The following is a 25,357-nucleotide window of genomic DNA, read 5'->3' as shown; positions in this document are numbered from 1 at the left end:
ATGGCGACCCGACGAGCCCTCTGGCAGATCGCCATCACCGCCGTCGTCGTGCCCGTCGCGATCATCGCGGTCACGAGGAGCGCCACAGATAGCCCGCAGTCGGTAGAGCCATCCCAAACATCTCGACTCCCCCTGATATCTACCGCTCCCCAACTGCCTGCCCTACCCCAACCGTTCGCCGAGAACAGCCCTTTCCGGACACCGATCCCAGCGGACGCCGAAGTCGACCCGAACAGCGCTGCGATGATCGGCGCCGTGGGCTGGGACAACAGCGCCTACGTATCGACTATCGAATTCGGACTCCCGATCTACACCGCGGACGCGGACACCCCCCGCCATTCAGTGTCGTGCGTCATCACCACATGGGGCCGCTGCCCTTTCAGGGGACAGCAGGTACCGATTCCCGACGACGCGCGGCCGCAGTACGGCTCCGACGCCGCGATGGTGGTCATTGACCCCGAAAACCGGAAGATATACGAGTTCTGGGGCGCCAAGCATGATTACGGTTCTTGGACAACCCAATGGGCCGCAGTCAACGACCTCGACGGCTCTGGTTGGGGTGGGTCGAGCACGGGTTCAGGTGCATCCCGACTAGCCGGTGTCGTCCGGGTGGCGGAGATAGCGCAAGGCTCGATTCCGCACGCATTGGCGATGGAGAGCAACAACGTGTGTGCCAATGTGTTTCGGCCACCGGCTCTCAAGACCGACGGCCGATCGACGAGACCCGACTGCATCCCCGAAGGTGCACGTATACAACTGGACCCGAGCCTGGACATCGACTCCTTGGGACTCGCACCGGCCGAGCGCTACCTGGCAGAAGCGTTACAGCGCTTCGGCGGATACATCACGGATGTCAGCGGGTCACCATTGAGCATCAGTGTCGAACGGGACAACACGGCGCCCCCCGGAACCGTCGGGCAAACGTACAGCGATGCCGGAGTCCGATGGGACTATGACGGGATGACGGACATCCCTTGGAAGAAATTGAGGGTTCTCAAATGAAACCGATTCGGGTGCTCACCCTGATCGACGGGTTTCGGATGGGTGGTGCCGAAACGCTATTGGCCCCGTTGGCCGTAGCTATGCGCGGCACCGACGTCGACATGGAGTTCGTCGGCCTCGACAGTGCATCGGTCAACTCCGACAAAACCATGAGCATTCTGGCCGAAGCAGGCGTACACCCACGATCGCTCGGAATCACTCGACTGCTGGACCCCACCGGCATCCCCCGTCTGGCCGGAGAGATCCGTAGCGGCGGATACGACCTGGTGCACACGCATCTGGAGATGTCAGCCAGCTTCGCGGTGCCCGCGGCGAAGCTCACCGGTCGGCCGGTGGTTTGCACGTTTCACCATGTGACCGAACGGTGGCCCGGCCTCGAATACTGGCGCGAGCATGTCGCCACCAAGGCCGCCACGCTCGGCGACCGCGTGCTGTTCGTCTCTGAAGCCAGCCGAGTGTCGTGGGCGCAGGTGCATCGCAGGGGCCGGGTCGCGCCCAACTGGGATGTGCTGCACAACGGAATCGACGTCAGCAACTTCCACCCTGGCGAGCCAGATCCGACAGTGCGTGGCGAACTCGGCGGGGGCCCTGGACCATTGGTCGTGCTACCGGCCGCCTTCCGCGACTTCAAGGGCATCCCCGTAGCGATCGAGGCCTGGCCGCTGGTGTTGCAAAAACACCCTGATGCCATCCTTTCCCTGGTCGGGGGCGGCGACGAGGAGGGTGAATACCGCAGGCTGGTCAGCGAATCGCGCTTGACCAACTCAGTGATCTTCGCCGGGGTTCGCTCCGACATGCCGCAGGTATACCGGGCCGCCGACGTGGTACTCCTCCCCTCGATCTACGGTGAGAACCTGCCCACGGTGTTGATCGAAGCATCGGCGTCGGGCAAGGCCATCGCCGCGTCCCGGATCGGCGGTATCCCCGACATCATCCTCGATGGTTCGACCGGGTTACTGTTCGAACCCAACAACCCCACCGCATTGGCCGAAGCCGTCACCCGGCTGCTGGACGAACCACGGCTTCGGGCTGCGCTGGGACCGCCTGCCATCGAGCGTGCCCACAGCGAGTTCTCGGCAAGAACCTGGGCCCACCGACTCCAAGACCTCTACACAGAACTGATCGAGCGCAAACGGTGAGCGGCAAGCAGATCGACTATCTGGTGTCCAGGTTCCCGGTTACCTCTGAAACCTTCATTGTCAGGGAACTCGATGCCCTGTCGAGAACAACAGGTTTGGACATCGGGCTGCGTTCGTTGTTCCCGTCACCAGATCCGCAGGTCCACGAGGTTGCCCGGCCATGGGTGGCCAAGTTGGTGCGTCCCGGCGCCGGTGCGAGTGCGGTCGCGCTACTGTGGGCACTGTTTCGGCACCCGCTGGTTACTCTGTCGATCTTGGTCGACGTGGTCCGCGGATACGCCGCCCGGCCTGGTCTACTGGTCCGTGCGCTGGCCACGGTTCCGATCGCCGCCGCTCACGCCCGCGATCTACACCCCTCAGGCCGCACCCGGCACATCCACGCGCATTACGCTACGTACCCCGCGTTGGCTGCGTGGATCTGCTCACGACTGGCGGGCACCAGTTACAGCGTGACCATTCACGCGCATGATCTGTACGTGGACCAGTCGATGCTGGGCCCTAAACTCGACGGCGCCGATTTCGTCGTCACAGTATCGGAGTACAACCGCCGACTGCTCGAGAGCTACACCATGACGCCGGTGCACGTGATCCACTGCGGAATCGATACCAACGTATATCCGTTCCACCCCAGGCGAATTCCCGACAACGGGCCCATCCGCGGACTGTGTGTGGCCTCGCTCCAGGAGTACAAGGGACACGAGGTGTTACTTCGGGCATTGGCCCTCGGCGGCCCCGGCGTCGACCGGATCGAGCTGGACCTGATCGGCAACGGGCCGCTGCGTGATGAATTACAGGACCTGGCGGTGGAACTCGGGCTGGGTTCGCGGATCCGGTTTCATGGGGGACAGTCTGAAACAGTGGTCAAGCAGGCCCTGGCCGAGGCCGATCTGTTCGTGTTGCCGAGCGTCATCGCCGCCGACGGTCAGATGGAGGGTCTTCCGGTCGCCCTGATGGAGTCGCTGGCGAGCGGGATACCGACCGTGTCAACGGATCTGTCGGGGATCCCCGAATTGGTGATTCCCAGGCGGACAGGCCTTTTGGCTATTCCGGCGGACGCACAGAGCCTGCGTGACACATTGGAACAACTGATATCTGCGGGCCCCGCACTGGATGACTACGCCCAGGCGGGACGCGAACTGGTCGAGCGGGAGTTCGACATCACGGCGACGACCGCAGCGATGTGTGCCCTGTTCACGACGATCTGAGAGCCGGCCATTACAGCTGGTCGGCGAACTCCCGTCGCGTAGCCTCCAGCAGGTACTCGCGGATGAAGTTCTGCAAACCGCGATGGAGCACTGCATGGTCGCCGGCAGGTGCCTGCGTCAGCTTCGGAGCCCACCCGCGACGTGCCAACCGTTTGGCCCCGATCGGGCCACGATGTCCGACGTACCAATCGAAATCCATCGGTGACAGCACGAGTTCAGTCGGCACCCGGCTCTTGCCGAGCGCCCTCAGGAGCACCTCCGGTGCCTGCGTATAACCGAGCCGGCCGAGGAGCAACCAACCCCTATACGGCAGCCAGTTTCGCAGCCCCTGCTTGACCAGGCCCCAAACCCGCCTCGTCTCAGTGTCTTCATCGCCGGTGCCCTCATCGCCAGAAACGGCGTCAGTCACCTGCGCGATTCGTTCCGATCCACCTTCGGAACGCCGCAATGAATACAGCAGAATGTTCAGCAGGATCACCAATTTCGCTCCGCACTCCAAACCCCCATAGGCGGAATTCCAAGCGCCCGAACATATTCCGGTCATGATCAACCGCTCTGCCGGTACCGCCAGGGCGTCGACCGCGTCAGTCACATCGGCTTTGGCCACCGGCGAGTGCATCCACGGGAAATCCTCGGTAGCGACGCCGGTGTCGCCAACCCCCCGACGGTCGTAGCGGACCGCAGTCACGCCAAGAGCGGCCAGATCCCGGGCCGTATCCGGCCAGATTCGCCCAGAGCCGACCCGATGCTCGCACGCGGTGTTGTGGAACAACACGGTCGGGCCACCCGCACCATCGCCGGCGAGCTCAGTTCGGATGGCGAACAGTCGGCTCGGACCGAGTTCGGTGATCGATTCCATGACCTTTCGGCCGTCCGACATTTCATCGACCACTGCAAGGTCGGAGAACGCCGGTTGGAAAGCGACTGTCTCCGACGTGAGATTCGCATCGAGCCATTTCTCGATCATCGCCAGGGTATCCATCGGAATCTTGACCACGATGCTGGGCGGTTCAACGAACTCGGGCTGGCCGGCGATTTCCTGAATTGTGCAGTTATTCGCCGCGCGCAGGCCGGCCAGCCTGCGGTCGCCAGCGAGTTCCGGCCGGCTCAACACGAGTATCGACGTCGCCCCGACCTCGTCCGGTACCTTCAACGCACCAAGGTCGGCAGCAGCTGTCGCCGAGAGTGTGAGGCCGAGAAGTGGCACCGAGTCCGCTTCGGGCGGCAGCTCGGCGGATTCTTGTCCCCCGACGGTCATCTGGTAGAGAACCTTTTGTTCGCGCAGGTACCTGCGACCATCGGTGACCGGGTCCCACATGACCAGGCCTTCCAGGCCGTCGATCGAGGGCGCCGCCGTCGCTGCCAACAGCGCGCCGGCCCGCAGGCCCACCAGTGAGACACTCTGCAGCCCGGAAGCCCGCAAATAGCCCACGGCCGTCCGAATGCTCTCTACGTAGTCATCCACGGCGCTGTCCAGACACTGGGCTCCAGTGGAATCCCCAGTTCCCCGGTAATCGAACCGCAGAACCGCAAACCCCCTCGCACACAACTGTTGCGCCAACAATTTCAATCCGCGGTAGGTATCCAGATGCTGGCGGCCGAGCGGCGGGCAGATGACCACGCCGGCCCGGGCAATTCCGCCATCCGGCACATGCACAACGCCGAAAAGACGCGATTGCTCGGGACCGAACCACGTCGGCACGCCTTGCATACCCGATTCCGCCGCCATCTGTGTGCCCATCCCGTCATCCATCAGTAACGCTCGACGCTCTACCAGATTCGCATCTCGGCGCACGACTGTTACAAATAGAAACCGCCATTTTAGCTAAATCGCATACCCGCCACTTCTACCCTGCGCAAACCACCACCACCACGGCCGCCGCGTGACAATCGGCGTGGGTGAGCGAGACAGAGACCTGCAGCCACCGTTGCTCGGCCGCCAACCGCGCCGCCGAACCGGTAAACCGCAAAGTTGGGAGGTGATCCGAGGTGACGACCTCGATCTCATTCGGGACAAATGAGGAGTCCGGCTGTGCGAACGCCTTTATGGCCGCCTCTTTGGCGGCGAAGCGCGCGGCCAACCGTGCCAGCCGATTCGTGCCGCTGCAGGTAGCGACCTCGTCAGCGGTGTAGATCCTGGTCAGAAACCGGTCTCCGAAAGACGACAGCGAGTTCGCGATGTCGTCGAGGGCCACCACATCGCACCCGACGCGGACGCGGTGACCTGGTAGCTGGACCTCAGGCGGGTTCATGGGCCTTCCGGCACCGACACGTGCTACTTGGTAAGGCCGTTGATGGCGGCTTCGATGTTGTTGATCGAAGCAAAAGTCGATTTTTTCAGCGCCTCGTCCGGGAATTCGATGTCGAACTCGTCCTCTAAGGCCAGCATGACGTTGACCGACGCATGAGAGGTCAGGCCGAGTTCGTAGAGGTCAGCGTCGGCATCGACACCGGTCGGATCGACCGACATTCTTCCGTGATCCGCCAATGCCTTCTGAATTGCTTCCCGCATGCTCGCCAGCATAAGACGCGGCCGAAGGCAATGTGCCGGCGATTTCCCATGAGGAATTCGGCGAAGCGCAGCCGCCGGCCTGACTAGGCTAAAACCGCACACGACCCGAGGGGAAGTTGATGATGCGTCGCAGTCTGGCAATGATCACCGCAGCCATGCTGGCACTCACCGGTTGCGGATCGCACGCCGAGACCGACGCCGAGAAGGCCGGTTCGGGTGACGCAGCCGACCCCCACCATCTCGGCTCCGTTCCGCTGACGAACGTTGCCGATTCCGTCCGTGATGCCGCCGCGGCCATGAACCTCGTCACCCACATTTCCCGATCAGGTATCTACGACGGTGAAACCCATTTCAATACATCGGTTTTCACACCGAAGACCGAGGCCCCCGAGGACGGATTCCCGATCGTAGTGGTGGGTCGTCCGGTCACCGGCACAACCGCGGACTGCGCCCCTTCCCTCTCACCCACCCTGCTCGACCTGGCACCGACGGTTGTGGCGTTGCTGAAGGCGGGTTACGTCGTGGCGGTTCCGGATTTCCAAGGTCTCGGCAAGCCGACGGCCGACACTAACTACGACGACACCTATCACCCGTATCTCGACTCCACGACCGGCGGATACAACATGATCGACGCTGCACAGGCGGCCCATACCGAGGAGCCCCAGTCATCGACGTCATGGCTGGCAATCGGGATCAACGAGGGTGGTCAGGCCGCATGGGCCGCAAACGAACTTGCCGTCGACTACAACAACTTCGATGGCAATTTCGTGGGTTCGGTGAGCATCTCACCGATTTCCGATCTCAACGGGCTTGCCGACGCCGCCCAGAACGGCACATTGAACGACGACCAGAAGGTGGCAATTGCCCGCTTCGTAGCGGCCCTCCACGCCGAGTACCCCGAAGTCGTCAACCTCGACGAGTACCGACGCGGTGCCGCGACCCAACAATGGAATACCCTGCTCGGCTGTCAACCGGCCCCCACTGCCCGGCAGGTGGCAGCACAAGTTCCGGCCGGCGACCTGCGGCCTGCCGACGCGGATGCGATGAACACCCTGCGGGGTTTCATCCAGAAGACCAACCTGCCGCAGGGGCCGGCGCAGGCGCCGATGCTGGTCAGCTACAGCGGTGACGAGCCGCTCAGCCCGGCCGCCTGGACCGATCGCGCGGTAGAGGCCGCCTGCAAGATGGGCGACACGATCACCGTCCAACGGCAACCACAGCCTCGACCCGATTCAGCCGCGACGCTGGCGTGGATCAACGATCGATTCAGATCGGTGCCGGCACCCAACGACTGCGAGGGCCGACCCAGATGAACCTGTCACTGACCGATGGACTGATCCCAAGCGGCTACAACGTCGAATGCTCGGTGGTCGGGTACAAGGGCAAGCACGTCTTCCAATCTGCAGGCACCGCGTTCGCCGTAGCGCTCCCCTGGCTCGCCAGTGCGCTTGGGCACGCCCGAGGTGCGGGAACGCTCACTGCCGGGGACCGGCGAGAAGTAGGTCCGGTACCGGCCTGCCGACGATAGGGTTGGCGGATGACCGAAGCTCGCGACGTGGATACACAACTCGAATCCGCACGCCGGCAGTTCCGCGATGAACTCGTCGCCACCGGCCTGCTCGTGCCTATGGGCATCGACGGCCTGTACGGCCGTGGAGCGGTTTTCGAGAGCATCGTCGACGGCATCGACCACGCGGTCCGTGCCAAGGGCGCCGAGGTCCACGGCGATCACGCCAAGGTATTGCGGTTCCCGCCGGTGTATCCGCGCGATCAGTTCGAGAAGACCGACTACATCGCGTCTTTCCCTGATCTCACCGGGGCCATCTCGACGTTCACTGGCGGAAACGCCGAGCACCGGGCACTGTTGGCCGATCGAGATGCCGGCGTGCCGTGGGACGGGCATCTGAGCCCGTCGGGGACCATGCTGGTCACGGCGGCCTGCCACCCCAGCTACGCCACGTTGCCGTCGAACCTGCCCGACGGGGGCGTGGTGATGGACATCTATGGGTACTGTTTCCGTCACGAACCAGCCATCGACCCGGCGAGGATGCAGGCCTTCCGCATGCACGAGTATGTGCTGGTCGGAACACCTGATCAGGCGCAGACACATCGCGACAGCTGGGTGGACCACGGCATGGCGGTACTGACCGGACTCGGCCTCAATGCCCGACCTGAGGCGGCAAACGACCCGTTCTTCGGCCGCGTCGGCAAGATGCTGGCCGCCAACCAGCGAGACGAGGGCCTGAAGACCGAACTACTGGTGCGACTCTACGGAGACCTGCATGAGGGCACCGCACTGGTCTCGGCCAATTGCCACCGTGATCACTTCGGCGAGGCGTTCGCCCTGCGTACCTCCGAAGGCGGCACGGCGCACAGCGCCTGCGTCGGCTTCGGTATGGAGCGAATTGCCCTGGGACTACTGCGAACTCACGGATTGGATCCGTCCTCGTGGCCGGGCCAGGTGCGTACCGCGATGGGCTGGTAGCTGCGCGTCAGTACGCGCCCTTGCGCTTGAGAACCGCACCGATCGTACGCCAGATGATCACCAGGTCCCCGATAACCGACCAGTTGCCGGCATAGGACCGATCGAGCCGAACTCGGTCTTTGTCCTCGAGATCAGAACGCCCAGACACCTGCCACAACCCCGTCATGCCGGGCTTGACGTGCTCTCTGTGTTCCAGGAATGCGGCGTCCGTCCCGGCTTCGCCCGGCACAAGTGGCCGCGGGCCCACGACGCTCATCGAACCGCCCAGCACGTTGAACAACTGGGGCAACTCGTCGATGCTGGTGGCTCGCAGGAATTTTCCGACCTTGGTGACGCTGGACGAAGACGAACGCTTGTTGAACATGCTCTCGGCATGCTGCTCATTGGTTTTCGGCAATTTGTCGGTGCCGACATGCATGGTTCTCAGCTTGAAGATCCTGAACGTCTTCTGGTCGAGGCCGACTCGCTCCTGCCGATAGAACACCGGGCCCCGGTCATCGAGCTTGATCGCCAGCCCGGCCAATGCGATAACCGGAAGCGCGATGATGGTTCCGATCACGCCGAGGGTGAGATCGAGGATTCGTTTGGTGATCGTCGAGACTCTGTCGTGGGTTGGTGCTTCGATCACGAAGAGCGGCAGATTCTCCAGCGGGCGCAGCTGCAGCCGGTGCGTCGCGACCTCTGTCAAACCCGGGACGACGATGAGTCCGGTGTTGATCGCCTGCATACGCCACGCGAGGAATTTGACCTTCTCAGGCCCGAAGTCCCCCGCATACACCGCCGCCAGTGAGTCCGCGCCGGCCGCTTGCACGGCCGCCTCGATCTCGCTGTCATGGTTGAACCCGAGGACGGGAACGGGGCCGGTGGGCATCTCGACGTCCTGCCCGATCATGTCGCCGGCATCCGGCATGAGGACGCCGACGAGCTGGTATCCCGCGCTGGGCGAACGCTGAAAATACTCGGACAAGATGCGCGCGGCATCGAGACCGCCCAATGCGACGACTCGGGAGAGGTATTTTCCCCGCTTTCGACGGCGACGCACGTCCGCGCGCAGCAGATGCCGAGCCACGAACAGGCCGATGAACCCGAGGCCGAAGGTGACCCCGAATTGGATACGCGAAATCGGCATGTCGAGGAAGACTTCGGCGGCCGCGGCAATCGCGAATGTCCATCCGGTCGCCGCGGCAACGAGCCGGTATTCCTCGGCCTCCTGCCCCACCAGCGTGAGATCGCGCGAATGCACATATCCGAGCGCGATCAACCAACCGATATATATTCCGACTGAAAAAGCAGTTGCGGTGGTAAAGCTGGCGAAATGGCGATGTGCCTGAGCCGTTCCGATCCATTCGGCGAACGCGACAACCACCGCGAGGACGAACGCGTCGACGAGCAGGACACGACGACGATATGAGGATCTCCACCGCTGAGCTTGCGCCTGCACCGCCGCGGGTGCGGCGCCCGGGTCGGCGAAGGTACCTGTTTTCGCGCCAACCGACGTAATCCGAGGCTCATTCACGACGTAATCAACTCCAAGGGGACGTTCCCATCCTCAACTATGCCCCCGTGATTATTGCGCGTAGGTACTGCTCGAACAGCGTTTTCAGCCGGGAACACCCGTTGCGACCGTCTCAATGTGATTTCACCTGACCCACTAGCGAAGCCACCCATCGGTATAGTCCGATGCCAGTGCGGTTTTCCGCATACTCAGGTCCGAAAGTTGGAGAATCGTGAATCCGGCAAATGAATCGACCTCACCCAATTCGGATTACCCATGTCACTGACCAGCGGTCTGATCCCGATCACTCTGCAACTGGTGGCACTGGTCACGATCGTGGTCGCAATCGGTCGCGGACGATCCCAGGAGTGGATGCGGCGGTGGCTGCTCGCCGCAGTGCTCGTAGGTGTGGGTCTCGCCGCAGCAGCCCGGCTGTTCGTGAGGGACCAGGGCTGGTCCGCAGAAGCAATTTCGTTCGGTGCCGTGTTCTGGACGGCGATGTTCGGCTTCGCCGCGACGGTGTTGATCGCCGGTTGGTCCGGCAGCCCATGGTGGCGCCGGTCGATCTCTGTGCTCGCCGTGGTGATGGTGGTCGTCTGCGGCTTAGCGGCCCTCAACACAGCGACCGGCTATTTCCCGACAGTACGTGCAGCCTGGCTCCGGTTGACGCACTCGGAACCCGACCAATGGATCGATGAAGCCCAGCTTGCGGCACTTCAACAAACAGGTGAGGTGCCAACCCGCGGCACCGTGGTGCGAGTGAACATCCCTGGGGATGCATCGGGTTTCGCGCACCGGACCGAGACCGTTTATCTGCCACCCGCATGGTTCTCCAGCAGCCCTCCCCCCAAACTGCCCGCGGTCATCATGATGGGCGGCGAGTTCAATCACCCGAACGACTGGTTGCAGTCGACCGATGCGCTGGAGACGTTGGACAGCTTTGCGGCACTACATCACGGCAACGCGCCGATCATCGTATTCCCGGACACCTCAGGGAAATTCAACAACGACACAGAGTGCGTCGACGGCCTACGCGGCAATGCCGCCGCCCATCTGACCAAAGATGTGGTGCCGTACATGATCTCCCGCTTCGGAGTCAGCCCGAAAGCCGAGAACTGGGGGCTGGCCGGCTGGTCCTCTGGCGCTACCTGCTCGCTGACCACCGCGGTTCGCAACCCCGAGATGTTCAGCGCCATCGTCTGGCTCGACGGGACCCTAGGCCCCAATGCGGGTACGAAAGACCAAACCGTCGCGAGGTTGTTCGGCGGCGACCAAGCAGCGTGGGAAGCCTTCGATCCCCGGACGATCATCACCCGGCACGGCCCGTACAAAGACATGGCTGCGTGGCTCGGTGTCGCGGAAGACACCCCGACCGTCCATCGCGACCCCAGCATGACGCCGCCCTCCGAGGAGACGATCGGCGACTGGGACACCTTCTCCGAGGAGCACGCCGCCAACGCGAACAAGCTGTGCGCCCTGCTGAGCGGTTACAACGTCGAATGCTCAGTGGTCGGATACAAAGGCACGCACAGCTTCGACTCTGCCGGGGCGGCGTTTGCCGCCGCCCTGCCGTGGCTTGCCAGCACACTCGGCACCCCTGGTATGCGACAACGTACTCTGCCCGGCGCAGACGAAGAGTAACTGCCAGCTACTTCCACATCGCCTCAAGCGACGTCACCGATTGACCCAACGCCCGCGCGCTCAGCGCGCGCAACGCACGCCGTTCGACCACCTCGAAGCTTGCCCCGACATGTTCGTGCAAGGCCGTGCGGCCGGCGTCGAGCTCATCGTCGAGCAGCAGGTCCACGATTCCGAGGTGCTCATCGATGGTGGCGATCACCCGCTCTTCGGTGACGAAGTCATACATCCGGATCAACCGGATCCGCCGGTTGATGTTGTCGAGGGTGGCGACCATCGCCAGGTTGCCGGACGCCGCGCACAGTTCGACGTGGAAGGACTCGTCGCGCAGCACCATGTCACCGTCCGGCGGAGGTGGGCTGGCCTTCAGTTCTGACCACTCCGTGCGCAACGCCGTGAGCCGGTCCTTGTCGTAGTGCAGCTCGTCGGTTTCGAGGATCCGGCTGATACCGCGTAGCTCGATGGTGATGCGCAGCTCGTAGAGATCGCGCACGCCCGGGATGTCCAGCGCGACCGGGTAGTACCCGTCGGCCCTGCGTTCGAGCATGCCGTCCGCATGCAGCCGGACCAGCGCCTCGCGCAGTGGCGTCCGGCTGACCTCCAGCGTCTCGCACAGCCGGGACTCGACCAGCCGGGTGCGATGGTCGATCTCACCGGCCATGAGTCTTTTGCCGAGGTCGAGGTAGACCCGGTCGCGCAGGGAGACCGGCTCGGCGACCCGCACCGTGGTCATTGCAGTTCCTTGAGCGCGGCCACCACATCGGAGCTGGTGGCATGGGCCCCGAACACTCCGCCCTGCATGGTGATCATGTTCAGCGCCGCAACGTGATTGGCGTATTCGGTGGCACCGGTGGCATCGGAGACGACCAGACACTCGTAGCCGCGGTCGTTCGCGTCCCGCATCGTGGTGTGCACGCACACATCGGTGGTGATGCCGGTGAAGATGATGTGCGTGATGCCCCGGTTGCGTAATACCAGGTCCAGATCGGTGGCGTAGAAGCTGCCCTTCCCCGGCTTGTCGATGACGGGTTCTCCTGGCAAAGCAGCCATCTCGGGCACGAGTTCCCAACCTGGCTCACCGCGGGTGAGAATCCGTCCGCATGGGCCGGGCGAACCGATCTCGGCCCCGATCTGGGCCGAGCGCCAGCGCTTGTTCGCCGGCAGGTCCGATAAATCGGGCCGGTGCCCTTCGCGGGTGTGAACGATGAACAGCCCGGCCGCGCGGGCCGCGGTGAGCACCTCCTGGGCGGGTCCGAGCGGGGTCCGCACCAGTGACAGGTCGTACCCCATGGTGTCGACGTAGCCGCCTTCGCCGCAGAAGTCGACCTGCCAGTCGATGTTGATCAATGCGGTGCGCCGGGCGGGGATGTCACCGTCGTACGGCCAGACGTAGGGGTTGGCCTCAATCGTGATCATGCGGTCTCTCCCACCAGGACGGGCTGCGCGGCGCGCACCGGCAGGTATGCCAGGGCGGTGAAGGCCAGGCCGCCCACCACCATCGCCACCACGGCGTCGGACAGCTGCGGCGCGTAGAAGTGCGTCAGCATCGCTCCGCCGGCCCCGATTGCCCACGCCGCGAACGGTTTCCACGCCAGCGCCGCGGTGGCTCGACGGTGGGCGAACACCAGCTGATCGAGGATCAGCACGATGCCGATCGGGGGTACCAGCACGCCGAGGATGTTCAGCCACGTCGCGAAGTACGACCAGATGCCGGCGACGGCGGCTGCGGTACCGACGATGCCGAGCACGATGGTCAACTGGCGCATCGTCTTTCCGGTGATATTGCCGAAGCCCACGGCGCCGTTGTACAGGCAGTGCGCGCACACACTGCCCAGGTTGACGAAGACGAACACGATTGCCAACGGCACCAAGATTCCCCCGGCGCTGACCAGGACATGCAGGAAGTCGCCACCGGCGGTGCCCGCTGCGACGGCAGCACCCAGCGCCACCACGAGTGCACCGGCCAGCTGGGCGATCAGATACGCGACGGGAAATGCCGCGAACGCCGCCAACGCTCCTTCTCTGCCGTTGCGAGCCCACCGCGTGAAATCGGCCGTCATGGTGCCCGAGTCGGCGAAGCACGCGAAGACCATCGTCACGGCGACGCCGAAACTGAACGCGCTCGCACCGGCTCCACCGCCGTAGGACAGTGCGGAACCGATGCCGCCGTCGGCCGCCGCCAACACCACGGCGACCACGCCGAGCGGGATGAACAGCGCCGACGCCACCACCCCGATCCACGAGATCGCCCGGATGCCGACGAAGGTCAGCGCCACGAACAACACCCCGGCCAGGAGGGTGATCCACGCTGCGCTCCATCCCATCGACAAGTTCAGCGTGGAACCCACCATGCCGGTCTGGAAGGCGAACCAGCCGATCACCAACGCGGACAGGAATGCCGAGACGATCCGGAAACCCTTGGCACCGAAGGTGTCCGCCGCGGTGAGCGCGAAGTTCTTGCCGGAGCGCCCGGCCAGGTAGCTGAGCGTGCCCACGTAGCCCATCAGGATGAGGTCGCCGACGAGGATTGCCGCCATCCCGGTGACGAAGCCGAGGTTGTAGACGACGATGCCGGCGAATACCGCCGAGGTCATGATCATCGGGAACCCGACCCACACTGCCGACACCGCGAACAGCGACTTGCGGGCGGACTCCGGGACGGGCTGGTTCTCGTATTCCTCGCCGAGGGCGGATGGCGCTGTATCCATGGCTGTATACGGTGCGGTATACGGATTTCTCTGGCGTTTCGGCACATAAAGCTCCGGTTACGAGGTTCTCACCGGCCCCGGCGGTGAGGTTAACGGCACCGCAACGCGACAAGTGGGTCCACGTAACAGAAACATCATCTACTGCCGGTGATCGGCCCGTCCGGGCCGCCACCCCCAGGAGATGTTGATGGATACAGGAACCACGGCATTCATGCTGTGTTGCATCATCGGCCTCACGCTGATGATCCCGGGTCTTGCCCTGTTCTACGGCGGCATGGTCTCGGTCAAGAGCTCGACGAACATGATGATGATGACGTTCGGCGCAGTCGCCCTGGTCGGTGTGCTGTGGGTGCTGTTCGGGTTCTCCATGGTGTTCGGTACGTCCTACGGCGGATTCGTCGGCAGCATCACCGAATTCGCCGGCATGAAAGACCTGATGGAGCCGATGACCACCGTCGCCGGGCTGCCGATCAGTTTGTTCTCCATATTCCAGGCCCTGTTCGCGGCCATCACCGTGGCACTGATCTCGGGCGCGGTCGCCGACCGGATGAAGTTCGGCGCCTGGATGATCTTCGCCGCCGTCTGGGCGGTGCTGGTGTACTTCCCCGTCGCGCACTGGGTGTTCGCCTTCGACGGCGTGGTCACCGAGAACTCGGTCGGTGGCTGGATCGCCAACAAACTGCACGCGATCGACTTCGCCGGCGGCACCGCGGTGCACATCAACGCCGGAGCCGCTGCCCTGGCCGTCGCCATCGTGCTGGGCAAGTCGGCCATGTTCGGCCAGCTGCGCAAGCCGCACAACGTTCCGCTGACCCTGCTGGGCGCGGGCATGCTGTGGGCCGGCTGGTACGCCTTCAACGGCGGGTCCGCCCTGGCCGCAGGCAATTCCGCGGCCATCGTCATGGTCACCACCTTCGTCGCCACCTGCGCAGCGGTGCTGGCCTGGCTGGCAGTCGAGAAGTACAAGACCGGCCACGTCACCGGTGTGGGCGCGGCGTCGGGTGCGATCACCGGGCTGGTCGCCATCACTCCGGCCTGCGGTGCGGTCACGCCGATCGGCGCGATCTTCGTCGGTGGCATCGCCGGGGCGATCTGCGTCTACGCCGTGGGCTTCAAGGAGAAGCTCGGCTACGACGACTCACTCGACGTGGTCGGCGTGCACCTCGTCGGCGGCGTGGTCGGCACCCTGCTCGTCGGCTTCTTCGCCAGCGAAAGCATGCCGAATGCCACCAACGGCCTGCTCTACGGCGGCGGCATCGACCAGTTGTGGCGTCAGGCCGTCGCGGCCGGGGCGGTGATGCTCTACTCCTTCGCCGTGGCATTCGCCATCGCGTACGTGCTCAAGAAGACCATGGGCATCCGCATCTCCGCCGAGGAAGAGGAGAGGGGTATCGACACCACGTTCCACCGGGATTCGGCCTACGAGCTCGAATTCGCCTGACCTGAACCACGATTCCCCGGCCCGGCTGCCGAGACCCGTTCTCTCGGCAGCCGGTGACCGGGGTTTCCTCGACTTGCCGAAGTTTCCTGTAGTGATACCTTGATTCTCATCAAGAGACGAAAGTGTTGGTGCCATGCCCTCCGATCTCGCCACCCTTGCCGACCAAGCCGGCACCAAGTTCATCCTCGCGCTGTTCGTAGACCTGCGCGGAAAGCCCTGCGCCAAGCTGGTTCCCGTTGAATCAGTCGAGCTCTTGGCCACCGATGGCGTCGGCTTCGCCGGCTATGCCGTCGGCGCCATGGGCCAGGAACCCAAAGACCCCGACTTGATCGCGATCCCCGATCCGGCCTCCTTCACGCCCATCCCGTTCATCAAAGAGGGCCTGGCGCTGGTGCACTGCGATCCCCACGTCGGTGGCACACCGTGGCCCTATGCGCCTCGGGTCATCCTCAAGGGCCTGATCCAGCGTGCCGCCGACGCCGGATTCGAGCCCTGGGTGGGCGCCGAAGTCGAATACTTCCTGCTGCGGCGCAACGCCGATGGCGCACTGGCCACCGCCGATACGGCCGACACGGCCGCTCAACCCTGCTACGACGCGCGCGGCGTGACCCGGATGTACGACCACCTGACCGCGATCTCCACCGCGATGAACACGCTGGGATGGTCCAACTACGCCAACGATCACGAGGACGGCAACGGCCAGTTCGAGCAGAACTTCGAGTTCTCCGACGCGTTGACCACCGCCGACCGGGTGATCACCCTGCGCTACCTGCTGTCGATGATCGCCGCCGAACGCAACATGGTGGCCACCTTCATGCCCAAGCCGTTCAGCGACCGCACCGGCAGCGGCCTGCACCTGCACCTGTCGCTGACCAGCGCCGGGACGCCGGTGTTTCCCGGCGATGCCGATGAGCGAGGCCTCGGACTGTCCGAAACCGCGTACGCGTTCATCGGCGGCATCCTCGACCACGCCTGCGCGCTGCAGTCCGTCGTCGCCCCAACCGTCAACTCCTACAAGCGAACCGGTGCTACCTCGACCGCGTCGGGCGCGTCGTGGGCACCGCGCAAACCCAGCTACGGCGGCAACGACCGCACCCACTACATCCGGGTGCCCGACAGTCAACGTATCGAGTTGCGCGGCGGCGACGGCTCGGCCAATCCGTATCTGGCGATCGCCGTGGCCCTTGGCGCCGGGCTCGACGGCGTCAAACGCAGCCTCGATCCGGGAGCGGTGGGCGCCCAGGGACCGGCGGCGCTGCCACCCACCCTGCTGCACGCGATCGAATCGCTGGAGACCGATCCGATCGTCACCGGCGTGCTCGACGTGGCCGGCGACGGTGTCGCCTCCTACTTCGCCGACGTCAAACGCGAGGAGTTCTTCGCCTACCACGGCACCGTCACGCCGTGGGAGATCGACCACTATCTGACGGCGTTCTAGAAGGGAGACAACACATGTGCGGGATCGTGGGCCTACACCTGCGCACACCTGAGCTGTACCCGCGCCTTGGTGAACTACTCGCCGCGATGTTGGGCGAGATGTCCGACCGCGGCGCCGACTCGGCGGGCATCGCGGTTTACGGAGACCCGGAATGGTCACCCTACGGGCAGGGCTGTGTGTCGGTGACCGATGTCCCTGGCAGGCCCGACCTGGGCCCGGATGTGGATGTGGTGCAAGTCGATTCGACCTACCTGCTGTCCGCCGACATGGAATCCGAGGAACTGCTGGACCTGGTGCGGGCGGCCTGCCCCACCGCACTGATCTCCGGGTTCGGTCCCGATCTGGCAGTCCTCAAAGGGGTGGGCCACCCCCGCGCCCTGACCGAGGCGTGGGGCCTGGCCAAAGCCCAGGGGTGGCAAGGTGTCGGACATACCCGAATGGCCACCGAATCGGCGGTGACCCCATCGGGCTGCCACCCCTACACCGTCGGCCCCGGACAGTGCCTGATACACAACGGATCTTTCGCCAACCACGCCACCATCCGCCGCGAACTACGCCGAGCCGGGGTGGAGTTCGACAGCGAGAACGACACCGAGGTGGGCGCCCGGTTCGTGGCCGAACAACTGGCTGCCGGCCGTGACGTGGCCACGGCACTCAAGGAACTGTGCGCGACGTTTGACGGCTTCTACACCCTGCTGGTCTCCGATCACGACTCGTTCGCGGTGGTGCGCGACGCCATCGCCTGCAAGCCCGCGGTGATCGCCGAAACCGCCGACTGGGTGGCGATGGCCAGCGAGTACCGCGCCCTGGCTGGGCTACCCGGGGTCGAACAGGCACGCATTTGGGAACCGGAACCGGAGGTGGTCTACGCATGGACCAGATAGCAGCCACGCTCGTTGGATTCGACCTGCGCACAACACCGTTGCGTGAGGTCAACGCCGCGCTGCACCAGCCGGATATCGAAGGCGACCACGTCATCGCCCACCCCGACGGCGCGCACAACGTCGCCGTCGGCCTCCACGCCCCGGCGCGCGTCACCGTCGAAGGCCACGTCGGCTACTACGCCGCAGGGATGAACCAGCTCGCCGAGGTGACCATCAACGGCAACGCCGGAACCGGGGTGGCCGAGAACATGATGAGCGGCACCGTGCGCGTCACAGGCAATGCCTCGCAGTCCGCGGGCGCGACCGCACACGGCGGGCTGCTGATCATCGAGGGGGACGCCGCCGCGCGCTGCGGCATCTCGATGAAGGGCGTGGACATCGTGGTCGGCGGCAGCATCGGCCACATGAGCGCGTTCATGGCCCAGGCCGGGCGGCTCGTGGTGCGCGGTCACGCCGGTGAAGCGCTGGGCGATTCGATCTACGAGGCGCGCATCTACGTGCGCGGCGAGGTGGCCTCACTCGGTGCGGACTGCATCGCCAAGCCGATGCGGCCCGAGCACCATGCCGAACTCGCGGAGTTGCTGGCGGCCAGTGGCTTCAGCGACGACGACACCGCGGCCTACACCCGCTACGGCTCGGCCCGAAACCTCTACCACTTCCACGTCGACAATGCGAGTGCCTACTGATGCGAGAATCCGCCACCTTCGACCGATCCACCATCGCAGACATCCAACGCGCCGCCGAGACCGGCATCTACGACATCCGCGGCTGGGGCGCCAAACGCCGCCTGCCCCACTTCGACGATCTGCTGTTCCTTGGCGCATCCATGTCGCGCTACCCCTTGGAAGGCTACCGGGAACGCTGCGGCACTGACGTGGTGCTCGGCGACCGGTACGCCAAACACCCTCTGCACCTGGATATCCCGGTCACCATCGCCGGTATGAGCTTCGGCGCGCTGTCCGGACCGGCCAAGGAGGCCCTGGGCCGTGGGGCCAGCGAGGCGGGCACCTCGACCACCACCGGCGACGGCGGCATGACGCCCGAGGAACGCGGGCAGAGCAAGCACCTGGTGTACCAGTACCTGCCCTCGCGCTATGGGATGAATCCCGACGATCTACGCAAGGCCGACGCCATCGAGGTGGTGCTCGGTCAAGGCGCCAAACCAGGCGGCGGTGGAATGTTGTTGGGGCAGAAGATCTCCCCGCGGGTAGCCCAGATGCGCACCTTGCCCGAGGGTATCGACCAGCGCAGCGCGTGCCGGCACCCGGACTGGACCGGGCCCGACGACCTGACCATCAAGATCAACGAGCTGCGGGAGATCACCGACTGGGAGAAGCCGATCTACGTCAAGGTCGGCGCCACCCGCACCTACTACGACGTGAAGCTCGCCGTGCACGCCGGCGCCGACGTGGTGGTGGTCGACGGGATGCAGGGCGGCACGGCCGCCACCCAGGAGGTATTCATCGAGCACGTCGGCATCCCGACCCTGGCTGCGGTGCCCCAAGCCGTACAGGCATTGCAGGAGCTGGGGGTTCACCGACAGGTCCAGCTGATCGTGTCCGGCGGCATCCGTACCGGCGCCGACGTGGCCAAGGCGCTGGCGCTCGGTGCCGACGCCGTCGCAATCGGGACTGCCGCGCTGATCGCGCTGGGCGACAACCACCCCCGCTACGCCACCGAGTACGAGAAGCTCGGCAGCGCAGCCGGTTTCTACGACGACTTCCAGGACGGCCGCGATCCGGCCGGTATCACCACCCAGGACCCCGACCTGGCGGCGCGCTTCGACCCCATCGAAGGCGGGCGACGGCTGGCCAACTATTTGCGGGTGCTCACCATGGAGGCCCAGACCATCGCCCGGGCCTGCGGCAAGGCCCACGTGTGCCACCTGGAGCCCGAGGACCTGGTGGCAGTGACCATCGAGGCGGCCGCGATGGCCCGGGTTCCGCTGGCCGGCACGAACTGGATCCCGGGCCAGTGAACGCCACCGCGGACGTCGTCATCGTCGGCGGCGGGCTGGAGGGCACGGCGGTGGCCTGGGCGCTCAGCCAGCGCGACGTCACCGATGTGACTGTCCTGGAACGCAATACCGTCGGCTCCGGGATGACCGGGAAATCCAGCGGCATCGTGCGCTGCCACTACGGAGTCAGCTCCCTGGCCGCGATGGCCACGGTCGGCCTGGAGGTGTTCGAGAAAGCCGAGCAGTACTTCGGCACCGACATCGGGTTCCGGCAGACCGGCTATGTCGTCGGCGTCGGTGAACCGAACGTCGACAACCTGCGCAAGAGCCTGGCCGCCCAACGCGAGGTCGGCGTGCAGACCGAGGAGATCGACGCCACCGACGTGGCAAAGCTGTGGCCGTGGGCCGACCTGGAACCGTTCGCGGCCTTCGGCTGGGAGCCGCGCGGCGGCCACGGCGACGCCTACCAGACCGCGCAGGCCTTCGCGGTGACGGCCAGGGCAACCGGGGTCCGAATCCACCAGGGCACCAACGTGACCGGGCTGACGCTCGACGGGTGCCGGGTCATCGGCGTCGAACTGGCCGACGGCACCCACATCTCGGCAGGCACCGTCGTCGTCACCACCGGGGTGTGGACCCGACCGTTCTTGGCGCCCTACGGCGTCGACGTACCGATCCGGGTGCACCGCGAGCAGATCGTGACGATCAAACCCGGGCTACGGACCGGGCCGGTCCCGGTCTTCTCCGACCTAGTATCGCTGCAGTACATCCGGCCAGAACCCAACGGAGAGTTGCTGTTCGGAAATTCCGATCTGACCGAGCTGGAGCTCGCCGACCCCGACGACTACCTGAACCGGGCCACCGACGGCTTCATCGACCTCACCGTCGACAAGGTGGGCACCCGGTTTCCCGGATTCGACGACGCGGCGATCACCGGCAGCTACGCCGGCTGCTACGACGTCACACCGGACTGGAACCCGATCATCTCTCCGACCGGCATCGACGGGCTGATCGTGGCGGCCGGATTCAGCGGGCACGGCTTCAAGATCGCCCCGGCGGTCGGCAAGCTGGTCGCCGACCTGGTGACCGAGGGGCACAGCTGCGACCCGCGGATACCCGAGTCGGATTTCCGGCTCGCCCGGTTCGCAGAGGACAATCTGCTCACCAGCCGGTACCCGTACGTCGGTGCCGGGGAGATGCGATAGGTCAGGAGTGCCGTGAGCGACCAGCCTCTGCTGCGTAATTCCGGCACGGCCCGCGAACGCGATCCGCACGAACCGGTCGAAGCACTGGAGTTCGAGGCCGCGATCGGGCGCAACGTGCGTCAACTGCGGCAGCAGCGCGGGCTCACCGTCGCCGACATGGCCTCCCGGGTCGGTATCTCCAAAGCGATGCTCTCCAAGATCGAGAACGCCCAGACCTCATGCAGCCTGTCCACCCTGGCGCTGTTGGCCAAGGGTCTCGACGTTCCGGTGACCAGCCTGTTCCGCGGGGCCGACGTCGAACGCCCGGCCGCCTTCGTCAAGGCGGGCACCGGCCCGGAGATCGTGCGCAACGGCACCAAGCAGGGTCACGAGTACCAACTGCTGAGCTCGCTGCGCGGGGAGCACAAGCGCCTGGAATGCCTGCACGTCACCTTGACCGAGACGAGTCAGACCTACCCGCTGTTCCAGCACCCCGGCACCGAGTTCCTCTACATGCTCGAAGGGGTCATGGATTACAGCCACAGCCGCTCGGTCTACCGGCTGCATCCCGGCGACTCGCTACAGATCGACGGGGAAGGCGCTCACGGACCGGTTGACCTCATCGAGCTGCCGATCCGGTTCCTGTCGGTGATCGCCTTCCCCGATTCCCAGGTGTGAGCCGACACCCGCCGCAGTTCGCGGGCCCCTGACCGCCGACTGGCCCCGGAGTGTCGGGAGTTGGCACACAACGACGAGGGTGTCACTGTGGAGGGATGCGCCACCGTGTTCGTCGAGCGGTCCGCGACGCCTCCACCTGCCTCGCCGTGATCGTTCGGATGGCGTTGACCAGCGCGGTCGCCGTCGCGCCCAGCCTGGTCGGCCTGGTCCAGGAGCACCGGGTACGGACGCTGGCCGCGGTCCGGGCGTTGCCCGACCTCGCCGGCCAGCCCTTGGCGGCAACGCCGACGGCGCGTCCAATTGCCGCGACACCGACTACGACGGGATCACCGCCACCCCCGGCGGTTCGGGCACCGGGCGCCGTGCACATCCCGGCGATCGCACTGGCGGCCTACCGGAACGCGGACGCCGCGATGGCACAGAGCCAACCCGATTGCGGGGTGACCTGGAACCTGCTCGCCGGGATCGGGTACGTCGAGTCCACGCATGCGTTCGGCGGCGCCGCCGACGAGCGCGGTGACCCGGTCCGTCCCATCTATGGCCCCGCCCTCGACGGCTCATTGCCGGGCAACGAGATCATCGTTGCCGGCAGCTTCGGCGGCGGCACGACCTACGCCCGCGCGCTGGGGCCCATGCAGTTCCTGCCGAGCACGTGGCTGCTGCACGGCGCCGACGGTGACGCTGACGGTCAGGCCGATCCGCACAACCTGTTCGATGCCACCCTGGCTGCGGCCCGCTACCTCTGCAGCGAGGGCGCGAAACTGCGCGACGAGGCGCAGCTGGTCGCCGCGGTGCTTCGCTACAACCACTCCATGGCCTACGTCGCCAACGTGCTGGGCTGGGCGCGGGCCTACGCCACCGGTGTGGCTCCGGTGAACCTGCCGCCGCTCACCGCGCCGCGCCCGCCGAACGTCGCCGTTCGCGCGGTCGACGGCCCCGCAGCATCAACCGGCGGGTCGGCTGAAAGCGACACCGCCACGCCGGACAAGGCTGTGCGTCGAGACGACGGTGACACCCGTTCGGCGACACCCCGGCCGGGATCTTCGACGACGCGCACGGGCTCCACCAACACGAGGACGAGCACGAGCACGACGAGCGGGTCCCGGCACAGCACCGGCACACCCAAGGTCAAGTTCGGCAACGGCCGTTCGGGAGGGGCCCGCTGACGCGATGGCATAGCAGCCCGGCCGGCAACTACTGGCCATAAACGATCAGGTGGCGCTGCGGGCCGTGATGGTTGTGCCAGCCGGGCTTCATGCCCGGTGCCGGGGTGGCGTAGGTATCCGGGCTGAACTGGTTACCCGGGCCGTGGGGCTCCTGCGCGGCGGCCGTGCCCGCCAGGCCGAGCGCGACGGCGCCGAACACGCCCGCGGACAGGATGGGCAGCGCCAGGGCCTTGGTGAACTTGGTCATGATCGTGAATCCTTCTGTCTCAGTTGGCTTTTCGTCTTCCATTGCGGCTTGTTCGGCCACTGAGACAAGAATGCGATCCAGACGGCTTCCGGTCTGTCCGGCGATCAGGCGATGAGCCTGGTGAAGATGCGTTCCCCCGATCGGAGGAAGTGCACGTCAACCGTGGGTTTTGGCCTGGGATTGCCGCGGAGTACAGTTGAGCGCGTGCAGCGGGTGCTCCTTCTCGGACGCCGCGACGGGGTCTGACCAGACCGGCTTCCCGTCGCGGGTTTTTGCGATGCGCCGGTCGAGTCCCCCACTCAAACTCCCGGAGCAAGAATCATGACCACCCCCGACATGTCTGTAGATGCCTTCAGTTCGGTTCGCGAGATCAAGACGCCGGCCGGCACCCCCAACCCCGGACAACCCGTCTGGAACACCCAGCGCGGCTCATCGATGCCGGTCAGTCGCTACCGCAGCTTCGCCGAAGAGGTTCCCGGCGGCAGCCCGGCCTTCGGCACCGGCGTCCCGTTCGACCGCACCTGGCCCGACCGCGTCATCGACAAGGCACCGATGTGGTGTGCAGTCGACCTGCGCGACGGTAACCAGGCCCTGATCGATCCCATGAGCCCGGCGCGCAAGCGCCGCATGTTCGACCTGCTGGTCCGGATGGGTTACAAGGAGATCGAGGTCGGCTTCCCCTCGGCCAGCCAGACCGACTACGACTTCGTCCGCGAGATCATCACCGACGGCGCCATCCCCGACGACGTCACCATCCAGGTGCTGACGCAATGCCGGCCCGAGCTGATCGAGCGCACCTTCGAGGCCTGCGCCGGAGCTCCGCAGGCCATCGTGCACTTCTACAACTCGACGTCGATCCTGCAGCGCCGCGTGGTGTTCCGCGCCGACCGCGACGCCGTGAAGAAGATCGCCACCGACGGCGCCCAGATGTGTGTCGAGGAGGCCAAGAAGTATCCGCAGACGCGGTGGCGCTTCGAGTACTCCCCCGAGTCCTACACGGGCACCGAGCTGGAGTACGCCGTCGACGTCTGCAACGCCGTCGCGGACATCGTCAAGCCCACGCCCGAGTGGCCGTTGATCGTCAACCTGCCTGCCACCGTCGAGATGGCCACCCCGAACGTCTACGCCGATTCGATCGAGTGGATGAGCCGGCACCTGACCCCGCGCGACTCGATCATCCTGAGCCTGCACCCACACAACGACCGCGGAACCGGTGTCGCCGCAGCCGAATTGGGCTACCAGGCCGGCGCCGACCGCATCGAGGGCTGCCTGTTCGGCAACGGCGAGCGCACCGGCAACGTCTGCCTGGTGACCCTGGGCCTGAACATGTTCAGCCGCGGCGTCGACCCGCAGATCGACTTCTCCAACATCGACGAGATCCGCCGCACGGTCGAGTACTGCAACCAGCTGCCCGTACACGAGCGTCATCCCTATGGCGGCGACCTGGTCTACACCGCCTTCTCCGGCAGCCACCAGGACGCCATCAACAAGGGCCTGGACCAGATGAAGTTCGATGCCGACGCCGCCGACAGGGATATGGACGACATCCTGTGGCAGGTGCCGTATCTGCCGATCGACCCCAAGGACGTCGGCCGGACGTATGAGGCCGTGATCCGGGTGAACTCGCAGTCCGGCAAGGGCGGCGTGGCCTACATCATGAAGGCCGACCACGGGTTGGTGCTGCCGCGGCGGCTGCAGATGGAGTTCTCCAAGGCCATCCAGCAAATCACCGACGGTGAGGGCGGCGAGGTGTCACCCAAGGAGATCTGGGACGCGTTCTCCGAGGAATACCTGGCCCCGATCAGCCCACTGGAACGCATCCGGCAGAAGGTCGTGGCCTCCGAGGTCGATGGCGGCACCGACACCATCACCGCGATCGTGAAGATCGACGGTGCCGAACGCGAGATCATCGGCGCCGGTAACGGCCCGCTGGCGGCGTTCGTCGACGCGCTGGGCGCAATCGGCTACGACATCAATGTGCTCGACTACTCCGAGCACGCCATGTCCTCGGGTGAAGAAGCCCAGGCCGCGGCCTATGTCGAGGCGTCGATCGGCGGTCGGACCGTGTGGGGCGTCGGGATCGCCACTTCGATCACAACTGCATCACTTCGCGCAGTCGTGTCTGCCGTCAACCGCGCCGCGCGTGGTTAGCTGACGTCGGCGTAGATCACTGCGCCT

At 65.3% G+C, this 25,357-nt stretch carries 23 protein-coding genes; 15 read left to right on the top strand and 8 right to left on the bottom strand.

All coding sequences use genetic code 11. The features are described 5' to 3' along the window. From E0T84_RS00705 to E0T84_RS00695, 3 genes are read left to right on the top strand one after another with little or no spacing between them, the layout of a single operon-like run. A complete protein-coding gene (locus E0T84_RS00705; protein WP_083284160.1) occupies nt 1–1,002 on the top strand; it encodes a hypothetical protein in 1,002 nt (333 codons plus the stop codon). After that, nucleotides 999–2,141 (top strand): glycosyltransferase, encoded by a 1,143-nt coding sequence (locus E0T84_RS00700; RefSeq protein WP_138743480.1) that lies wholly within the window; start codon nt 999–1,001, stop codon nt 2,139–2,141. The genes E0T84_RS00705 and E0T84_RS00700 overlap by 4 nt, the downstream gene beginning before the upstream one ends. Further along, nucleotides 2,138–3,346 (top strand): glycosyltransferase, encoded by a 1,209-nt coding sequence (locus E0T84_RS00695; RefSeq protein WP_138743479.1) that lies wholly within the window; start codon nt 2,138–2,140, stop codon nt 3,344–3,346. Before E0T84_RS00700 ends, E0T84_RS00695 begins: the two co-directional genes overlap by 4 nt. 10 nt (nt 3,347–3,356) lie before the next feature. On the opposite strand, the gene E0T84_RS00690 is transcribed toward E0T84_RS00695, so the two are convergent. The 3 genes from E0T84_RS00690 to E0T84_RS00680 form a co-directional block, all read right to left on the bottom strand. After that, nucleotides 3,357–5,087, bottom strand: a complete 1,731-nt coding sequence (locus tag E0T84_RS00690) for a serine aminopeptidase domain-containing protein (protein ID WP_249383529.1) — start codon at nt 5,085–5,087, stop codon at nt 3,357–3,359. 106 nt (nt 5,088–5,193) lie between these two features. After that, on the bottom strand, nt 5,194–5,598 hold the full coding sequence (locus E0T84_RS00685) for a 4'-phosphopantetheinyl transferase superfamily protein (protein ID WP_070186440.1): 405 nt from the start codon (nt 5,596–5,598) through the stop codon (nt 5,194–5,196). Nucleotides 5,599–5,621: 23 nt separating this feature from the next. Further along, the gene (locus E0T84_RS00680; RefSeq protein WP_070186473.1) at nt 5,622–5,858 is read right to left on the bottom strand and encodes an acyl carrier protein; all 237 of its coding nucleotides are present in this window, start codon (nt 5,856–5,858) and stop codon (nt 5,622–5,624) included. 119 nt (nt 5,859–5,977) lie between these two features. Here E0T84_RS00680 and E0T84_RS00675 point away from each other — a divergent pair, with 119 nt between their 5' ends. Continuing rightward, on the top strand, nt 5,978–7,171 hold the full coding sequence (locus E0T84_RS00675) for a lipase family protein (protein WP_070186441.1): 1,194 nt from the start codon (nt 5,978–5,980) through the stop codon (nt 7,169–7,171). Between the two features lie 224 nt (nt 7,172–7,395). Continuing rightward, a complete protein-coding gene (locus E0T84_RS00670) occupies nt 7,396–8,343 on the top strand; it encodes an amino acid--[acyl-carrier-protein] ligase (protein WP_070186442.1) in 948 nt (315 codons plus the stop codon). Between the two features lie 7 nt (nt 8,344–8,350). Here E0T84_RS00670 and E0T84_RS00665 read toward each other — a convergent pair whose 3' ends face one another. Continuing rightward, nucleotides 8,351–9,859, bottom strand: coding sequence for a sugar transferase (locus tag E0T84_RS00665; protein ID WP_083284162.1), 1,509 nt, complete (start codon nt 9,857–9,859; stop codon nt 8,351–8,353). A 255-nt stretch (nt 9,860–10,114) separates the two neighbouring features. Here E0T84_RS00665 and E0T84_RS00660 point away from each other — a divergent pair, with 255 nt between their 5' ends. Next, nucleotides 10,115–11,479, top strand: coding sequence for an alpha/beta hydrolase family protein (locus E0T84_RS00660; RefSeq protein WP_070186444.1), 1,365 nt, complete (start codon nt 10,115–10,117; stop codon nt 11,477–11,479). 7 nt (nt 11,480–11,486) lie between these two features. Here E0T84_RS00660 and E0T84_RS00655 read toward each other — a convergent pair whose 3' ends face one another. The 3 genes from E0T84_RS00655 to E0T84_RS00645 are packed head-to-tail and all read right to left on the bottom strand — an operon-like array spanning nt 11,487 to nt 14,184. Then, nucleotides 11,487–12,209, bottom strand: a complete 723-nt coding sequence (locus E0T84_RS00655) for a GntR family transcriptional regulator (protein WP_070186445.1) — start codon at nt 12,207–12,209, stop codon at nt 11,487–11,489. After that, entirely contained in the window at nt 12,206–12,892 is a 687-nt protein-coding gene (locus E0T84_RS00650; RefSeq protein ID WP_110764999.1) for a cysteine hydrolase family protein, read from the bottom strand. Before E0T84_RS00650 ends, E0T84_RS00655 begins: the two co-directional genes overlap by 4 nt. Continuing rightward, complete coding sequence (locus E0T84_RS00645; protein ID WP_138743478.1) at nt 12,889–14,184, bottom strand: cytosine permease; 1,296 nt, start codon at nt 14,182–14,184, stop codon at nt 12,889–12,891. Before E0T84_RS00645 ends, E0T84_RS00650 begins: the two co-directional genes overlap by 4 nt. A 187-nt stretch (nt 14,185–14,371) precedes the next feature. Between E0T84_RS00645 and E0T84_RS00640 the strand changes: the two genes are divergently transcribed. The 8 genes from E0T84_RS00640 (at nt 14,372) to E0T84_RS00605 (ending at nt 22,932) form a co-directional block, all read left to right on the top strand. Next, nucleotides 14,372–15,625 carry an ammonium transporter gene (locus tag E0T84_RS00640; protein ID WP_070186475.1) on the top strand — a complete coding sequence of 418 codons (1,254 nt, stop codon included), beginning with the start codon at nt 14,372–14,374 and terminating at the stop codon, nt 15,623–15,625. 133 nt (nt 15,626–15,758) lie between these two features. Further along, nucleotides 15,759–17,063, top strand: coding sequence for a type III glutamate--ammonia ligase (glnT, locus tag E0T84_RS00635; RefSeq protein WP_138743477.1), 1,305 nt, complete (start codon nt 15,759–15,761; stop codon nt 17,061–17,063). Nucleotides 17,064–17,077: 14 nt separating this feature from the next. Next, nucleotides 17,078–17,947: a glutamine amidotransferase gene (locus tag E0T84_RS00630; protein ID WP_138743476.1), complete on the top strand. Its 870-nt coding sequence runs from the start codon at nt 17,078–17,080 to the stop codon at nt 17,945–17,947. After that, complete coding sequence (locus E0T84_RS00625; RefSeq protein ID WP_138743475.1) at nt 17,935–18,633, top strand: protein glxC; 699 nt, start codon at nt 17,935–17,937, stop codon at nt 18,631–18,633. The genes E0T84_RS00630 and E0T84_RS00625 overlap by 13 nt, the downstream gene beginning before the upstream one ends. Beyond that, nucleotides 18,633–19,925 carry an FMN-binding glutamate synthase family protein gene (locus tag E0T84_RS00620; RefSeq protein ID WP_138743474.1) on the top strand — a complete coding sequence of 431 codons (1,293 nt, stop codon included), beginning with the start codon at nt 18,633–18,635 and terminating at the stop codon, nt 19,923–19,925. Before E0T84_RS00625 ends, E0T84_RS00620 begins: the two co-directional genes overlap by 1 nt. Further along, nucleotides 19,922–21,109 carry an FAD-binding oxidoreductase gene (locus E0T84_RS00615; RefSeq protein WP_138743473.1) on the top strand — a complete coding sequence of 396 codons (1,188 nt, stop codon included), beginning with the start codon at nt 19,922–19,924 and terminating at the stop codon, nt 21,107–21,109. Before E0T84_RS00620 ends, E0T84_RS00615 begins: the two co-directional genes overlap by 4 nt. Nucleotides 21,110–21,121: 12 nt before the next feature. After that, the gene (locus E0T84_RS00610) at nt 21,122–21,766 is read left to right on the top strand and encodes an XRE family transcriptional regulator (protein WP_070186452.1); all 645 of its coding nucleotides are present in this window, start codon (nt 21,122–21,124) and stop codon (nt 21,764–21,766) included. A 95-nt stretch (nt 21,767–21,861) separates the two neighbouring features. Next, nucleotides 21,862–22,932, top strand: a complete 1,071-nt coding sequence (locus E0T84_RS00605) for a lytic transglycosylase domain-containing protein (protein ID WP_138743472.1) — start codon at nt 21,862–21,864, stop codon at nt 22,930–22,932. Nucleotides 22,933–22,960: 28 nt separating this feature from the next. On the opposite strand, the gene E0T84_RS00600 is transcribed toward E0T84_RS00605, so the two are convergent. Then, entirely contained in the window at nt 22,961–23,239 is a 279-nt protein-coding gene (locus tag E0T84_RS00600; protein WP_249383528.1) for a hypothetical protein, read from the bottom strand. A 261-nt stretch (nt 23,240–23,500) separates the two neighbouring features. Here E0T84_RS00600 and leuA point away from each other — a divergent pair, with 261 nt between their 5' ends. Beyond that, nucleotides 23,501–25,330 carry a 2-isopropylmalate synthase gene (gene leuA, locus E0T84_RS00595; protein ID WP_138743470.1) on the top strand — a complete coding sequence of 610 codons (1,830 nt, stop codon included), beginning with the start codon at nt 23,501–23,503 and terminating at the stop codon, nt 25,328–25,330. The last annotated feature ends 27 nt before the right edge of the window (nt 25,331–25,357 follow it).

Source organism: Mycobacterium sp. DBP42 (assembly GCF_005924235.1).
Taxonomy (GTDB): domain Bacteria; phylum Actinomycetota; class Actinomycetes; order Mycobacteriales; family Mycobacteriaceae; genus Mycobacterium; species Mycobacterium syngnathidarum.
The sequence above is the reverse complement of the archived record's forward strand: the minus strand, read 5'-3'. Positions and strand labels throughout refer to the sequence as shown.